We start from the raw sequence: 14,892 nt of genomic DNA on the forward strand, positions 1-14,892 counted from the left end.
CATCTTAGTGAATCTTGGGCAAATCTTTTTGAATAATCTTGAGACCTTCGCGTAAAGCCTCCTGGTAGCGCTCTCGCTCCGCCTTCATCGTCTCTGCAGTCCAAGAATAAAAACCTTCACCGGTTTTCATGCCCAGTTTGCCACTAGCGATGCGATCACTTAAGCATTTGGCAATATCTGGGGAGTTATTAAGAGTCGGATAAATCGTTGCACCACCAGCGCCATGCACATCCAATCCCGCATGATCTCTCTGCATTGCAGGCCCTGCAGCGATATAACGAAAGCCAAAGCCAAAACGTACGGCCTTATCGATATCTTCTAAGCTAGCAATACCAGCGTCGACCATGGCAAAGGCTTCGCGCGATAAGGCATGCTGTAGGCGATTTGCCAAGAAGCCTGGCAAATCTTTTTTTACGGTAACGGGAACCATGCCGCAAGCCGTCATCAAACGAGAAAGACTTTCACCCACCATTGGCGAAGTCTTTGCACCATAGACTACTTCTACGCAAGGCACTAGGTGTGCAGGCATGAAAAAATGCAAGCCAATCATCCGTGCAGCTGTTTTTAATCCTGCTGAAATATCGCTGATTGGAAAGCTGGTGCTATTACTCGCCAAGACCGCTTCTGGCTTTGCATATTGCTCTAGCTTGGCAAATAACTCTTGCTTGATATCCAAGCGTTCAGGCACGCACTCGATCACCAAGTCGATTTCTGACCAATCTATTTCTTCCAAGGAGCCGGCTGTCGAGAGTAAATGTAAGCGGTGCTCATACCCAAGCTCAATCATCGTATTGGCAAAGTAATCCGGTAAAAGTGCACGGCGCTCGGTAGTAGGCTCTAGCACCTGAACTGCACAACCCCCGCGCGCGCAAACAGCGGCTACATCAGCACCCATAGTGCCGCCACCAACGATGACGACTTTAGTTTCAGATGGGGTAAATAACATCTCAATTTCTCCTTCAGGGGCAAGATAAGGATCACAAATCCTCTTACAATGCCTTCATTATTCCAATAAAAAAGTAAGTGAGACATGATCCCAGTCAATTCAGTGCTGCAGGTCGGACAATTTCCTGAGGTAATGCAAGCGGCAATTGACCGTCGCATTATCCCGGTGCGCTTTCCCGACCTGAATGCCAATCTACCGTCAGGCTCTTTTGAGAGTATTTTGATTCGCTCAAACACTCAGCTACCCGCCCAGTTACTTGAGAAGCTCCCTACGGTAAAGATGGTGGCTACTTGTGGCGTAGGCTATGACAATTTACCCTTAGACTATCTCAAGGCCAATGGAATCAAGGCCAGCAATACCCCGGGCGTTTTGAATGACGCCGTTTGCGAGCTGGCCATTGGTATGCTCTTCGGCCTATTACGTCGCATTCCTCAGGCGCATGAGTTTGTTAAAAGCTCTGCCTGGTCCAAGGGTTTATTTACCGTCACCACTACTCTTGCCGGCAAACAGGTCGGGATTGCAGGGATGGGTCGCATTGGACAAGATCTGGCAAGGCGCTTGGAGCCCTTTAAGGTTCATTTAGCCTACACCGGACCGACACGCAAAGATCTGCCTTACGAGTATTTTCCCGATCTCCAATCTTTAGCAAGGGCATCTGACATCCTTTTTCTTGCTTGCCCTGCCACCCCCAAAACAGAAAAAATGATCAATGCCGAGGTTCTAAAAGCTTTGGGTCCCCAGGGTTATCTCATTAATATTGCACGCGGTAGCGTAGTGGATGAGGCTGCACTTTTAGTTGCACTGCAGCAAAAATGGATTGCAGGAGCAGCACTCGACGTATTTGAAAATGAACCTAATCCAAACCCAGAGTTCTTAAATATTGATAATGTTCTATTAACTCCGCATATTGGAAGCGCCACTTCCGAAACGCGACAATTAATGACAAATTTAGCAATAGATAATTTAGAAGCTTTCTATAATAAAAAACCACTTCTGACTGAAGTAAAAAATTAAAACGGAGCAAGTATGACAATTACCCTACACCCCTCAACACTTCCTGCGGTGCTCTCGCCTGTATTGACTCCGTTTAAAGATGACGGCAGTCCTGATGCACAAAAATTGCTCAAGCAGTGCCAATGGCTCGAAGCCAATGGTGTTGGCCAAGCAATCTTTGGCACAAATTCTGAAGCCAATTCTATTTCTGCTCCACAAAAAATGGATACGCTAACAGCCCTCATCAAAGGTGGCTTGAACCCTGCCCATATGATGCCTGGTACTGGTGCTACCTCAATTGATGCAACTGTCACGATGACCCGTCATGCAGTTCAACACAAATGTGCTGGCGTGTTGATGTTGCCCCCGTTCTATTACAAAGACGTCACCGATGATGGCCTGTTCGCTTTTTACTCAGAAGTCATCCAAAAAGTAGGTGACGCTGGTTTACAAATTTATATTTACAACATTCCACCAGTTACTAAGATTAATTTAAGTCTCTCTTTATTAGAGCGCCTTGCAAAAGCCTATCCAAAAACAATTGTTGGTATGAAAGATAGTTCTGGTGATTGGGCCTATACAGAATCCGTTATTAAACTCTTGGCTCCCTCCGGTTTCCGCGTTTATGCTGGTAGCGAAGTCTTTCTCATGCGTACCTTGCGCGCTGGTGGTGTTGGCTGCATCTCCGCCACGGCTAACGTAAACCCTAGGGCAATCGCTCAATTAGCAGCCCATTGGCAAGAATCTGATGCAGATCAACACCAAACTGCTCTAGATCAAGTACGCTCCATTTTTGCTCAATATCAAATGATTGCTGGCATGAAAACTGCAGTTGCGCATTACAGTAAGGATTCGGAGTGGTTGCGCGTACGCCCCCCACTCATGCAACTGAGCGCAGACCAGCAAGCAAAGTTATTGGGCGAGCTACAAAAGATTAATTTCAGCATGCCGGGCCTTTAATTTCATAGATGCAAAACAGGAGACAAAAATGAAGCTTATAAAAACAATTGCCATATCTATCACGATGTTTTTCGGTGCTGCACAAGCGCAAAACATTTCCATCGCAACCGGTGGTACTGGTGGCGTTTACTACCCAATGGGTGGTGGTTTAGCCTCAGTTTTATCTAAGCATGTACCAGGAATGTCAGCAACTGCTGAGGTTACAGGTGGCTCGGTCGATAACTTAAAACTCGTTGGCACTGGTAAACCTTACGTTGGTTTCTCAATGGCTGATGCCGCTAAAGATGCTAAAGATGGTGAGGATAAATTCAAGGATAAGCCAGTTGATTTACGCAACTTACTCATACTGTATCCAAACCTCATGCACGTTGCTACCGTCGAATCGACTGGTATTAAAACCATGAAAGATCTCAAAGGTAAGCGCATCAGCACAGGCTCACCAGGAAGTGCTACTGAAGTAATGGCTTTTCGCTTGTTAGAGGCTGCAGGTTTGGATAAAGACAAAGATGTCAAGCGTGAGCGCTTGAGCGTTGCAGAATCTGTCAATGCTGTAAAAGACCGCAAGATTGACGCCTTCTTTTGGGTAGGTGGGTTACCAACTGCTGCTGTTACCGATTTAGCAAACAGTCCTGGTATGAAAATTGTCATGATCGACACTACCGCTGAAGTTCCCGCCATGAATAAAAAATATGGCAATCTTTATTTCCCATCCGTAATTACCAAGCAAACTTATAGCGGCATGGAGAAAGACAATAAAGTTGCAGCGGTTGCCAATCTTTTGGTTGTAAACGCTTCTATGTCTGATGCAGAGGCATACAAAATTGTTAAAGCTATTTTTGATAATCAACTTGAACTTGTCCGCTCACATGCTGAGTACAGAAATATCAAGCTAGAGAACCAAAAAGCGAATGCCTCACCAATTGCTTATCATCCAGGCGCTTTAAAGTACTTTAAAGAAAAAGGTGTCAAAGTAAACTAAGCCATATCGGGGTGAGTTAATCTCACCCCTTCTGCTTTAAAGCCATACCTAAATATAAAAATAGATTGATTAAGACATGAATCAAAATGTAATTGATAACGAAACCCAAGAAAAATTAGATGCCTTCATTAAGCAAGAAGAGGGTGACTCTAATGACTACAAAGGTCTACTGGCCATATTCATCACGCTAGTAGCAATAGGTATGTCTTTATTTCATTTATATGCAGCCTACTCGATTGTTCCAACGCATCAGCTCAGAGTCATTCACGTTGCCCTAGTCTTGTTTTTAGTGTTCCTGAGCTTTCCTATTGCCGCTCGTTTTAAAAATCAGTTGAAGTTTTGGGATGTTTTATTTGCCATAGGCTCAGTTGCCATAGGCTATTACATTCTGGCCGGCGGCGATGGACTCATGGACAGAAATACTGCCCCAAATTCTACTGACGTCATGGTTGGTATTGCGCTCATCCTACTCATTCTAGAGAGTGTGAGAAGAACTAATGGCATGGTGCTCGTCACCGTTACAGTGCTTTTCTTGCTCTATGCCTTCTTTGGTAACTACCTTCCGGCTCCATGGACTCACAAAGGCTATGACTTAGATCGGCTCGTGGGTTATATGTACATGAGTCTTGAGGGCATCTATGGCACTGCAGTCGACGTCTCTGCAACCCTGATTATTCTTTTCACTATCTTTGGCGCCTTTTTACAATTTACTGGTGCGGGAAAATTCTTCATCGACTTCTCTTTTGCCGCAATGGGCGGAAAATCATCTGGGGTGGGAAGAACGATTGTCTTGTCCTCCTTCCTCATGGGTGGCCCATCAGGATCCGGTGTGGCAACTACCGTTACAGTTGGCTCTGTAGCTGCACCTATGCTTGATAAAGTAGGTTACGAAAAAAATGCCGCAGGTGGTCTTTTGGCTGCAGGCGGACTTGGTGCGATCATCTCACCACCGGTATTAGGAGCGGCCGCCTTTCTGATTGCTGACTTCCTCAAAATCTCCTACTTGGATGTGTTGCTCATGGCAACGATCCCCACGATTCTGTTCTACCTTGGCTTGTTTGTCATGGTTGAAATCGACGTACGTAAGTACGGCATGAAAAATATTCACTTTCCATCTGCAGAAAGTGCCTGGCAGTTAACTAAAAAATACTGGTTTCATTTTTTCTCTTTGATTTCTATTGTAGTTTTTATGATGTTTGGCTTCTCGCCAGTGATGTCAGTCTTTTGGGCTACCGTTGTTTCTGCGCTATCTAGTATGTTGCGCGAAGATACCGCAATCATTCCATGGGCTTGGTTTAAAGGTAAAGAACCGATACTCTCTGGTCTTTACAATTCCAGTTTATCGAAGGCACTCTCGTCTGGCTCTACAGGCGTATTAGCGATTGCAGCAACGTGTGCGGGTGCAGGCCTCATCGTTGGTACCGTTACCCTCACTGGCTTAGGTCTCAAATTTAGCTCTATCGTGATTCAATATGCGGGAGGCTCATTGCTGCTAACAGCCATTTTTACAGCATTGATTGTGTGGATCGTTGGCCTCGCGGTACCAGTTACCGCCTCTTATATTATTTGTGCTGTGATCGCTGCGCCGGCACTCATTAACTTAGGTGTGCCTGCATTTGCTGCGCACATGTTCATCTTCTATTACGCCGTACTTTCTGAGGTCTCGCCCCCAACAGCTTTATCTCCATTTGCTGCAGCTGCAATTTGTAAAGGCAATCCTTATAGAACCACTTTACAAACCTGGAAATACGTTGCTCCTGCAATTTTGGTGCCGTTTATGTTTGTCCTCGATAAATCAGGTGTGAGCTTGCTCCTGATGGGATCTACCAGCGCTCTAGAGCAAGCCGACTGGACACAGATTGCATGGATTTCATTTACTGCGGTAGTTGGCATCATTTGTTTAGCCGGCGGCTTACAAGGTTGGTTTATTGAAAAAACCAAAGTATTTGAGCGCGTGATCATGGTGATCTCTGGGGTGGCTTTAGCCTATCCCTCCACGGAAGCTGATCTCATTGGTTTTGTTGGATTTGCTTTGGTACTCATCACCCAACTCATGACCCACTACAAACTCAATCCTAAATCCACCTGAACACATTTAAGTAGTTCAAGATCATAAAAAATCCCGCCTCTTGAGCGGGATTTTTTATTACCGTGTATTTCAATACATTAAATAATCTTCGTCCAAGCAGCCTTACCAGCATATTTTTTAACAGCAGTTTCATCAAACTCAAATCCTAAGCCTGGTGTCTTATGTAAGATCAAATCGCCATTCTTGAAGGTGAGCTGCTGATTGATCAATCTACGGAAATTCAAGACCTGATCATCCAAGAAGAATTCCACAAAACGCGCATTTGGCGTTGCTGCCACTAAAGGAGCGTGCAGATCATGCATCCAATGTGGGCAAACAATCACTCCCTTTAAATCCGCATAAGCAGAAATACGACGCCACTCCGTAATGCCGCCACAGACTGCCGCATCAGACTGCAAAATAGCAACGCCACCAGCTTCAATTAGCTCCCTAAAACGCCAGCGTCCTGCCTCCATCTCACCGGTAGCAACATTGATCTTAGTCTGACGGGCCAGAGCTGCATGCAGATCAATCGCATCTGGGGAAAATGGCTCTTCGATCCAATAGGGGTTGTAAGCCTCAAAGCGACGAACGTATTCAAGTGCAGTCGGTAGATCACGCCAGGCATTGTTAGCATCTAAAGTCAGCAAAACATCCTCACCTACGGCCTTACGAGCAGCTTTAACCCGTGCCTCCTCTTCTCTTGGAGATAAGCGCCCTACTTTCATTTTGACAGCCTTAAAACCTTTTTTTACATAAGACTCCATTTCTTTCCCCAACATGGCGGGCGTTTTACCATCAAGGTAGTAGCCACCGCTAGCATAGGCTGGGACGCGATCATCGACAACTGATCCTAGGTATTGATGAAGGGGCAATTTCGCAGCACGCGCATTTAAGTCCCAAAGGGCGGTATCGAGGATGGAGATGCCACGCATCACTGCGCCGGCACGCCCTTGCAAAATAGACTCGTTATACATATCCATCCACAGACCTTCGCTGCGATGACTATTTTGACCAATCAGTTTTGGGGCTAGTAATTGCTCAACGGCAATCTTGGCAATATCTCCACCCGCACTGCCGACATAGCAAAATCCAATACCCTCATTACCATCCTTGCCCCGTACTTTAACCAAGCAATAATGCCGCTCTGAAACCGTTCGAGTGGAAAAGGAGGTGACCTTATCTAGAGGCACGGCTACTGCAGCAACTAATACAGATTCAATAATGGGCATGAAGATTCCTTTAACGAAAAATTGATTGTATCTACAACTTTTGCCACTTTCCTTGACCAACTTCAACAGAAAATTGCTGCACTACAACATAAAAAACGGGGAGCTTGGCAACAATATTGGATAATTGAGCGGTGAAAAAAATAGCTGGCCAATTACCTTACTTATTGAGAAACGTCATCAGTGTTGTTGGACTCTCTCTGATAGTACTTAGTTCAAGCGCGCAAGCACAACCAGCCAGTCAAACAAGTCCGGCTAGCAAAACCCCTCAGATAAAACAAAAAGCTGCCAGCACTAGTGCTAAGCAGGCCGGCATTCAGCTCAAAGACAATTCGCTTAATCGCTCTAGCAAAAGTATGAACTTAAATCCTGAATTATTTAAACGGATTGAGAGCACATACAACAATGAAAGCGGCGCGAATCTGGACTATCGCGTACAGCGCGGTTGCCTACGTCGTAGCTTTAACGAGGAGAATCTTCCAGCTAGTCTGGGCGTGGACAATCGAGAATTCAATGAGTTCTTCAAATCTCAAACTAAAGGTTTTTTTAATCGAATGCGGGGCAATTGCATTCCTTATGCATTGGCTTTGGGTAACCGTAACCGCTTCGAATCCTTAAGCATAATGAATGGCCCGATACAGGATGTGAAGACTGAGATTTGGACTTTTACGCCATCAGCAGCGGGCAACTTTTTAGTTCAGCAAGACTACCTTAGAGATGAGTCCAAGCGCTTTACGGAAATCCAATTGCCCTTGAGCGCTGTTTTATATGACCCCAAAAAAGTGGGCGATAAATTACCCGTTGAACTGGTTTGGGAGCTGAACTCTATCATCAAACAAATTTACCCCGAAGAAAATAATGCGCTTGAAAATACCAATAGCATTGTTCGTCTGATTGTGGACTTTGGTGATAAGGAACGCTGGGCTCAAATTTGGGCAGTGGAAATTATTGAACCGTCCTCTAGTGAAGTATTTGCCAGCGCTTTTTGGGTCGAAAGAAGTGACATCCCAGGAGGCTTTTATACTTCCAGCGGTGAATCGATTGAGCGTACTTTCTGGACCAACCCCCTGAGCTATCGACGTATCTCCCGCGGGGTTGGCAGTGTTAGAGCATCCAGTAAAAAAGTTGCGCCTCCCAAGAACGGCAGTGCTACTGCTCCTAAACAAAGATATCGCACCCATATGGGCATTGATTATTCGGCGCCAATTGGAACGCCAATCTTTAGTGTGGCTACAGGCAAAGTAGTGCATTTGGGCTATAGCGGCGCGTTTGGCAACCTCATCATTCTTGAGCATCCCGGTAACTACCGCACCTACTATGCCCACTTGAGCGGCTACAACGCTGAGCTAGAGGTGGGCAATGAAGTACGGCGTGGTCTTGAGATTGGCTATGTCGGATCGACTGGACGCTCCACAGGCCCCCATCTCCATTTTGAATTGAGAAAGGATGGGGTCTATGTTGATCCCTATGCAGTCAAAACCCAGCTGGATTTGTGGAATATGCGCGATAGCGATAGTGGATTGCTCACTCGAGAAATTCTATTGCTGGGTTCGCCACCCATGAATTAGGAGATGCAAATCAGTAATTGAAAGGGGCCCATAAGGCCCCTTTATTTTTTTATGCTGAGGTATTAACCAAGCACCAATACTGGTATCTTGGAATGCACAATCACCTCGTGCGTTTCGCTTCCCAATAAGACGCTCTTAATACCAGTACGCTTGTGTGAGGCCATCACAATCACATCAGCCTTGGATTTCTTAGCAGCATCCAAAATACCCTCTGATAAATTGCTATTAGGGATATGAAGAGTACCTGCTTTTACACTGGCGCCCAATAAAAGAGAGGCCTTTTTAAAGACATCTTTGGCGTAAGCCTCGCAGACCTTCTTATGGTCTTTTTGAGAAATTCCGTAACCCATCGAGCTATCGGAATACACCATCGGCGGCATTGGATCAGAAACATAAACCAATGTCACGGCAGCTTTATCGGCCTTTGCAAGCTCAGCTACCTTTTTTAAGGACTTTTTACTCACATCTGAACCATCCACTGGTACTAATAAATGCTTGAACATATTGACTCCTGTTAAATTAACCCTAATACCTTTCATTCCATCATAATCTTTATTGCTCAACTGTAAAAGCATAAAAAGGAAACTAAATTGCTCAAGTACTTTGCAGTGTATTTTTCGTTTCTAGTGACACTGATCATCATCGATTTAATTTGGCTTCTTGGCATCGCCAGGAACCTCTATCGTGACGAGATGGGATCCCTCATGGCCAGCGAGCCAAAATTGTGGGCAGGACTGGCTTTTTATCTCTTATACGCACTTGGGGCATCGATTTTCGTGATCTTTCCAGCGATTTCAAAACAGTCTTGGGTATACGCAGCGCAGTATGGGGTCTTATTTGGCTTCTTTTGTTATATGACTTACGATCTCACCAATCTTGCAGTGATTCGTGACTTTCCCATGCGCTTAGCATTTGTAGACATTGCCTGGGGATCTGCTGTTACCGCACTATCGGCGACTATCGCCTACTGGGTAGGCAATCGGATAGCTTAAGAGCCTATCGCATATGCGTTTTTTTCACCCCAAACTACTCGACTCCCTGAAGGGCTATAACGGCGCCCTGTTAAGTAAAGATATATTGGCAGGCATCACGGTTGGGGTAGTTGCACTACCTTTAGCAATGGCATTTGCGATTGCCAGCGGACTCAAACCAGAAGCAGGTATCTTTACTGCAATCATTGCCGGCGGATTCATTTCCATCTTAGGCGGCAGTCGTGTGCAAATTGGCGGGCCAGCTGGCGCATTCATTGTCATTGTTTACGGCATTATTGAGCACTACGGCCTTGCCAACTTACTCCTAGCAACCGTCATGTCTGGGATATTTTTATTTCTCATGGGGCTCTTTCGGCTAGGGACATTAATTCGCTTTATTCCAGTAGCAGTCATTATTGGTTTTACCAACGGCATCGCTGTACTGATTGGACTATCTCAAGTAAAAGAATTTTTTGGTCTTCAAATTACTAAGATGCCTGCTGAGTTTTTTCAAGCAGTCCAAACTCTGTATGCTGCTGCAGACACTATTAATCCTATCGCTTTGATGTTGTCGATCGGAACCCTCACCTTTCTGATTGTTTGGCGAGTGTTTCAAAAACAGTTGGGCTATCTTAAGCACCTCCCAGGAACTGTCATGGCTATGGCTACGGCTACCATAGTAACAAGCGTACTCAATCTTCCAGTAGACACCATTGGCAGTCGTTTTGGCGGCATTCCCTCTGGTCTACCTAGCTTTGAATGGATCCCCATTAGCTGGGGTACCGCTCAATTTGTCATTGCACCTGCCATTACTCTTGCCCTACTTGGGGCGATTGAATCACTGTTATGCGCCCGGATTGCTGATGGGCTGATTCATGATCGTCACGACTCCAATCAAGAGCTAATGGCTCAAGGCGTTGCCAATGTAGTCACTCCATTCTTTGGTGGCATGCCAGCCACAGGAACTATTGCTAGAACGGTGACCAATATACAAAGCGGAGGAAGCACCCCAATTGCCGGGGTTGTTCACTCGGCAACCTTGCTGGTGATTATTTTATTTGGAGCACCACTAGCAAAAAATATTCCTCTAGCAAGCCTCGCTGCCATCCTCATGTTTGTTGCCTGGAATATGGGCGAGTGGAGAAAGTTTGCAGACCTCAAGCAATTTCGCCTGCCTTATCGCTTAACGATGTTGAGTGTATTTGTTCTGACCATCGTGCTAGATCTCACTATCGCAATACAAGTAGGCTTGCTGCTTGCTTTCGTCACTTTCATTTATCGCATCTCCAGTTTGTCACGCTATGAACCGGTCAATCTCGCCGATTTTCCAGAGCTAAAGCAGCATCAGGGAAGGATTGCTGTATTCAGAATTTATGGCGCCATCTTTTTCGGCGCAGTCAAAATTCTGGAGAACATTGAAAACGAATTGCCCTCACAAGTATTGATTCTTGACCTTAAGAACGTGATCTACATCGATGTTTCTGGTATGGACGCTGTACTTGAACTTGAAACAGTTTGTAAAAATCGGAATATCAAACTCATCATTTGTGGTCTAGCACATCAACCCTACGAGATGGCCACTCGAGCAGGCCTCTTAGAGCGTCTGCCTGTGGATTGCATCTATCCAGACCTACAGCAGGGCACTGCTAGAGCAATCAGTCAATCCCATTAACTGATACAGAAACCGCCTTTCAGTAAAGCGTCCGGCAAATACCAGGCACGATAAAGTCCAAATAGAGCGGCTGACAACAAAAGACCTGCAGCGATGTATCTCACCACAGCATATTGACTAAGTTGTGTCAGGGCTGCTGAAAATTTTGAAATCAACAATAGATTTGGCAAGGTGCCTAAACCAAATGCCAGCATTAGCGCTGCACCCGTTAAGACATCTCCCGATAAAAAAGCGAGCGGCAAAACACTATAGACCAAACCACAGGGAACCAGACCCCATATCATCCCACTAAACCAGCGAGATGAACGACCCGTGAAGCCCCCTAAATATTGAGCCCAATAAGCGGCCATTCGTGCACCAAGCCACTTGCCAAACAATGGAGAGCCATTTGGTCTTGGACGCAGTAGACGTAAACCCATTAGCAATAAAATAAGTGATGTAATGGCAAACAAAGGGCGCTGAATGGGTACAAAATTTTGCTGCCAAAGAACTGCGCCAGACCAAGCAGCCAAGGCGCCGAGTAAAACATAGGTCATTAAACGACCCGCATGCATGATGATCTGAAGATAAAACAGCTCGGACTTGCTTTGCAATGGAATGTAGTTTTCTCCATTGGAGCTACCTTGACGCTCAACTGCGGCAGCAATACCGCCACACATCAAAGCGCAGTGCCACCCACTAACTAGAGCGCCCAAGAAGACCGCCAACAGAAGACTGGCAGTCAGCATTCGCGAGAAATATTAAAATTGCACATTATCCGAGTAGAATAAACCGATCTGGTAAATGATCTAATATGAATTACACCAACTCAGATGTCCCCAGCGGCAAATGCTCGGTCTGTGTACTGGGGCAGTTTTGCTTGCCCGTGGGAATTAGCCAATCTGATATTGCCAAGATTGATACCCTCGTCAAAGAGCGGGTTCACCTACAAAAAGGTGAAAGCCTTTACCGTCACGGTGACCCACTATCTGCGGTCTACAGCATTCGTTTTGGCACCCTCAAGACCGAGTATGGTTTAGAGGATGGTCGTCAACAAGTGATTGGCTTTCATCTACCCGGTGAGATCTTAGGGCTTGATGGTATCGGTGAAGGTAGCTATCAATCTGAAGCGATTGCCCTAGAAGAGAGCGAGGTTTGCATTATTCGCTATGAGGCATTTGAGGATTTGGCACTGCAAATTCCGGCACTGCAAAAGCAATTTCACCGTATTTTGAGCCGTGAACTCACACAAGATCAACGTCACCTACTCTCACTCGGTAGTTTGCGTGCTGAGGAGCGTTTAGCAAGCTTTCTGCTCAATCTTTCTCAACGTCTGGCTGCACGAGGCTATCTCAATAATGAATTTGATTTGCGCATGAGTCGCGTAGAAATTGGCAGCTATCTTGGGATTCAGATTGAAACGGTCAGCCGAATGCTCTCACGCTTTGCAGAATCAGGACTTATTCAAATTAAACAACGTCATATCAAACTCATTGACATGGACGGACTGCATGAACTGGCAGGCACCCCAAACCCTGAACGCACAGTTCAGATCAAACCTTGTATCTAGTTAAAGCCTATATCAAACTTTTATCCGAGCCCTTAGCATCAGCATGAATTCCCGGAAGAATATAGGCTGTCAGGGCACTCGAAAATGAGCAAAAGATCCAAATAACAAAAAATCCGATAGTGTAAATACCTTCATCAGAGATATTGGGGTGATGACCAAAAAATAATATCTCAGCAGGATGCACAATGCTAAAGAGGAGGCCTTCGGCCAAGATAGAAACCAAGAATGAAGGCCACATAATCCAGATGAATAGGCGGTACTTCATTTGCGGTCCTGCTCCACTTTAAGCTGCTCCACTTTGAGTCCACGCTTCACCACACCATCTCGTACTGGCTTATCTGAGTAGAGATTGACCGCCAAATAAATAGTAATCACACATCCAATGGCAGCAACTGCTGGACCACTAATCAGCAGCCAAGGCCAAAGCTGTTTAAACCAAGGCTTATTCGCTTCATGTTCTGACATACTTTGCCTCTCTCTATCTATCGCTATATAGCTTAGCGGGGAATAATAAAACTAGATTTTTCATCGCGCGTCCTGATAATCAACTCGCTACCAGATAGCTCTTGACCAATGACATCAAAGTAAATTGGGTAATTACCAGACTCATGCGCACCTACAGTAGTACTTACTTTAATCGGAATCAAAAGATTACTGGCTGGCCCTACCGCAACCTCCGTAAGCAACTCTCCCTGAGAATTAAGTATTCTTAAATCCGATAGGCCACTTGCCTTGAGCTGTACATTCATCTTATTTTCTGATGCATTCATGATCTGAATACGGTAAATATTTTCAATACGGACACCATCCACTTCGCGAGCCAATGCTCCACGATCACGCATGACATCAACCCTTAAGGGATTTCGGGTCAGCAATGAGATCAAGAAGGCACTGGTAAGTACAGCAATAAAAGCGATGTAGATCAAAACACGTGGTCGTAAGATATGACGTAGTGCATTTTGATTGGTTTCTTTTTCTTCAATGGCTCGCTCGGTTGTATACCGAATCAAGCCTTTTGGATAATCCACTTTTTCCATTACTTGATCACAAGCATCAATACAGGCGCCACATCCAATACACATGTATTGCAGGCCATCTCGGATGTCAATGCCGGTTGGGCAGACTTGCACACAAATACTGCAATCTACGCAATCACCTAGACCCAGAGTTGTATGATCTGCTGACTTGTTACGGCTACCCCGTGGCTCACCCCGAACCTTATCGTAGGTGACCAAGAAAGTATCTTTGTCTACCATCACACTTTGGAAGCGTGCATATGGACACATATATTTACACACTTGCTCGCGCATGAAGCCCGCATTACCCCAGGTTGCAAAGCTATAAAAACACAACCAAAAGGTTTGCCATGGTCCCAAAGAAAGATGCAAGATGGAGGTGCTGAGGGTTTCAATTGGAGTGAAATAGCCAATAAAAGTAAAACCAGTCCAAAAAGCAATCAAGAACCACAGGAAATGCTTAGTAATTTTGAGGCGCCACTTACGAATACCCCAAGGCCATTCTTCACCGTCTAAGCGAATCCGCGCAAAACGATCGCCTTCAACCTTACGCTCGATCCACATAAAAATTTCGGTATAGACCGTTTGGGGACAAGCGTAGCCACAAAATAATCGACCCGCAATCGCCGTGAATAAAAAGAGAGCTAAGGCAGAGAGAATTAACAGGAGCGTGAGATAAATGACATCCTGTGGCCACAGCACGAGACCGAAGATATAAAACTTACGCTGAATTAAATCAAAGAGTACTGCTTGACGATCATTCCAGCTAATCCAAGGCAGACCATAAAACAATAATTGCGTTGCAAATACTAAGATGAGACGCCAGCGAGCAAATAAGCCACTAACAGATCGTGGGTAAATCTTTCGCCGGATCTCGTAAAGAGATTGCTCAATCACATCTATCGGAATAGGCTTGCCTACCGGCGAATGATCTGACACTG

Annotated in this window: 15 protein-coding genes; 8 read left to right on the forward strand and 7 right to left on the reverse strand. The window is 45.4% G+C overall.

Annotated elements, in window-relative coordinates; genetic code table 11:
• Window positions 1–4: 4 nt before the first annotated feature.
• Entirely contained in the window at window positions 5–946 is a 942-nt protein-coding gene (locus ICN27_RS08255) for a 3-hydroxyacyl-CoA dehydrogenase family protein (protein WP_215308180.1), read from the reverse strand.
• Between the two features lie 84 nt (window positions 947–1,030).
• Here ICN27_RS08255 and ICN27_RS08260 point away from each other — a divergent pair, with 84 nt between their 5' ends.
• The 4 genes from ICN27_RS08260 (at window position 1,031) to ICN27_RS08275 (ending at window position 5,967) form a co-directional block, all read left to right on the forward strand.
• On the forward strand, window positions 1,031–1,960 hold the full coding sequence (locus ICN27_RS08260; protein WP_216269647.1) for a 2-hydroxyacid dehydrogenase: 930 nt from the start codon (window positions 1,031–1,033) through the stop codon (window positions 1,958–1,960).
• 12 nt (window positions 1,961–1,972) lie between these two features.
• On the forward strand, window positions 1,973–2,899 hold the full coding sequence (locus ICN27_RS08265) for a dihydrodipicolinate synthase family protein (RefSeq protein WP_216269648.1): 927 nt from the start codon (window positions 1,973–1,975) through the stop codon (window positions 2,897–2,899).
• A 28-nt stretch (window positions 2,900–2,927) separates the two neighbouring features.
• Complete coding sequence (locus tag ICN27_RS08270) at window positions 2,928–3,878, forward strand: TAXI family TRAP transporter solute-binding subunit (protein WP_215308185.1); 951 nt, start codon at window positions 2,928–2,930, stop codon at window positions 3,876–3,878.
• 76 nt (window positions 3,879–3,954) lie between these two features.
• Window positions 3,955–5,967, forward strand: coding sequence for a TRAP transporter fused permease subunit (locus ICN27_RS08275; RefSeq protein ID WP_216269649.1), 2,013 nt, complete (start codon window positions 3,955–3,957; stop codon window positions 5,965–5,967).
• Between the two features lie 77 nt (window positions 5,968–6,044).
• On the opposite strand, the gene ICN27_RS08280 is transcribed toward ICN27_RS08275, so the two are convergent.
• The gene (locus ICN27_RS08280) at window positions 6,045–7,178 is read right to left on the reverse strand and encodes a mandelate racemase/muconate lactonizing enzyme family protein (RefSeq protein WP_216269650.1); all 1,134 of its coding nucleotides are present in this window, start codon (window positions 7,176–7,178) and stop codon (window positions 6,045–6,047) included.
• Window positions 7,179–7,309: 131 nt separating this feature from the next.
• On the opposite strand from ICN27_RS08280, the gene ICN27_RS08285 reads away from it, so the two are divergent.
• Window positions 7,310–8,743: a M23 family metallopeptidase gene (locus tag ICN27_RS08285; protein WP_370624497.1), complete on the forward strand. Its 1,434-nt coding sequence runs from the start codon at window positions 7,310–7,312 to the stop codon at window positions 8,741–8,743.
• Between the two features lie 62 nt (window positions 8,744–8,805).
• Here the strand turns inward: ICN27_RS08285 and ICN27_RS08290 are convergent, their stop codons facing one another.
• The gene (locus tag ICN27_RS08290; protein ID WP_215308189.1) at window positions 8,806–9,246 is read right to left on the reverse strand and encodes a universal stress protein; all 441 of its coding nucleotides are present in this window, start codon (window positions 9,244–9,246) and stop codon (window positions 8,806–8,808) included.
• An 87-nt stretch (window positions 9,247–9,333) separates the two neighbouring features.
• Between ICN27_RS08290 and ICN27_RS08295 the strand changes: the two genes are divergently transcribed.
• Both ICN27_RS08295 and ICN27_RS08300 read left to right on the forward strand, forming a co-directional pair.
• Window positions 9,334–9,735, forward strand: a complete 402-nt coding sequence (locus ICN27_RS08295) for a DUF2177 family protein (protein WP_216269651.1) — start codon at window positions 9,334–9,336, stop codon at window positions 9,733–9,735.
• Between the two features lie 13 nt (window positions 9,736–9,748).
• Window positions 9,749–11,386: a SulP family inorganic anion transporter gene (locus ICN27_RS08300; protein ID WP_216269652.1), complete on the forward strand. Its 1,638-nt coding sequence runs from the start codon at window positions 9,749–9,751 to the stop codon at window positions 11,384–11,386.
• On the opposite strand, the gene ICN27_RS08305 is transcribed toward ICN27_RS08300, so the two are convergent.
• Window positions 11,383–12,114 carry a sulfite exporter TauE/SafE family protein gene (locus ICN27_RS08305; RefSeq protein WP_215308192.1) on the reverse strand — a complete coding sequence of 244 codons (732 nt, stop codon included), beginning with the start codon at window positions 12,112–12,114 and terminating at the stop codon, window positions 11,383–11,385. The two genes, ICN27_RS08300 and ICN27_RS08305, sit on opposite strands and share 4 nt — an antisense overlap.
• Window positions 12,115–12,179: 65 nt before the next feature.
• Between ICN27_RS08305 and ICN27_RS08310 the strand changes: the two genes are divergently transcribed.
• Window positions 12,180–12,935, forward strand: a complete 756-nt coding sequence (locus ICN27_RS08310; RefSeq protein ID WP_215308193.1) for a helix-turn-helix domain-containing protein — start codon at window positions 12,180–12,182, stop codon at window positions 12,933–12,935.
• A gap of 7 nt (window positions 12,936–12,942) precedes the next feature.
• Here the strand turns inward: ICN27_RS08310 and ICN27_RS08315 are convergent, their stop codons facing one another.
• From ICN27_RS08315 to ccoG, 3 genes are read right to left on the reverse strand one after another with little or no spacing between them, the layout of a single operon-like run.
• Window positions 12,943–13,200 carry a hypothetical protein gene (locus ICN27_RS08315; protein WP_215304954.1) on the reverse strand — a complete coding sequence of 86 codons (258 nt, stop codon included), beginning with the start codon at window positions 13,198–13,200 and terminating at the stop codon, window positions 12,943–12,945.
• The gene (locus ICN27_RS08320; RefSeq protein WP_215308195.1) at window positions 13,197–13,400 is read right to left on the reverse strand and encodes a FixH family protein; all 204 of its coding nucleotides are present in this window, start codon (window positions 13,398–13,400) and stop codon (window positions 13,197–13,199) included. The genes ICN27_RS08315 and ICN27_RS08320 overlap by 4 nt, the downstream gene beginning before the upstream one ends.
• 32 nt (window positions 13,401–13,432) lie before the next feature.
• Complete coding sequence (gene ccoG, locus ICN27_RS08325) at window positions 13,433–14,890, reverse strand: cytochrome c oxidase accessory protein CcoG (RefSeq protein ID WP_216269653.1); 1,458 nt, start codon at window positions 14,888–14,890, stop codon at window positions 13,433–13,435.
• Window positions 14,891–14,892 lie beyond the last annotated feature (2 nt).

It is taken from the genome of Polynucleobacter sp. Nonnen-W13 (assembly GCF_018881735.1).
In the GTDB taxonomy this organism is placed as follows: domain Bacteria; phylum Pseudomonadota; class Gammaproteobacteria; order Burkholderiales; family Burkholderiaceae; genus Polynucleobacter.

Coding starts and splice junctions, on each gene's coding strand:
- ICN27_RS08315 (WP_215304954.1), bottom strand. CDS start 13,200: ATGAAGTACCGCCTATTCATCTGGATTATGTGGCCTTCATTCTTGGTT.
- ICN27_RS08280 (WP_216269650.1), bottom strand. CDS start 7,178: ATGCCCATTATTGAATCTGTATTAGTTGCTGCAGTAGCCGTGCCTCTA.
- ICN27_RS08265 (WP_216269648.1), top strand. CDS start 1,973: ATGACAATTACCCTACACCCCTCAACACTTCCTGCGGTGCTCTCGCCT.
- ICN27_RS08255 (WP_215308180.1), bottom strand. CDS start 946: ATGTTATTTACCCCATCTGAAACTAAAGTCGTCATCGTTGGTGGCGGC.
- ICN27_RS08275 (WP_216269649.1), top strand. CDS start 3,955: ATGAATCAAAATGTAATTGATAACGAAACCCAAGAAAAATTAGATGCC.
- ICN27_RS08300 (WP_216269652.1), top strand. CDS start 9,749: ATGCGTTTTTTTCACCCCAAACTACTCGACTCCCTGAAGGGCTATAAC.
- ICN27_RS08260 (WP_216269647.1), top strand. CDS start 1,031: ATGATCCCAGTCAATTCAGTGCTGCAGGTCGGACAATTTCCTGAGGTA.
- ICN27_RS08305 (WP_215308192.1), bottom strand. CDS start 12,114: ATGCTGACTGCCAGTCTTCTGTTGGCGGTCTTCTTGGGCGCTCTAGTT.
- ICN27_RS08320 (WP_215308195.1), bottom strand. CDS start 13,400: ATGTCAGAACATGAAGCGAATAAGCCTTGGTTTAAACAGCTTTGGCCT.
- ICN27_RS08270 (WP_215308185.1), top strand. CDS start 2,928: ATGAAGCTTATAAAAACAATTGCCATATCTATCACGATGTTTTTCGGT.
- ICN27_RS08310 (WP_215308193.1), top strand. CDS start 12,180: ATGAATTACACCAACTCAGATGTCCCCAGCGGCAAATGCTCGGTCTGT.
- ICN27_RS08290 (WP_215308189.1), bottom strand. CDS start 9,246: ATGTTCAAGCATTTATTAGTACCAGTGGATGGTTCAGATGTGAGTAAA.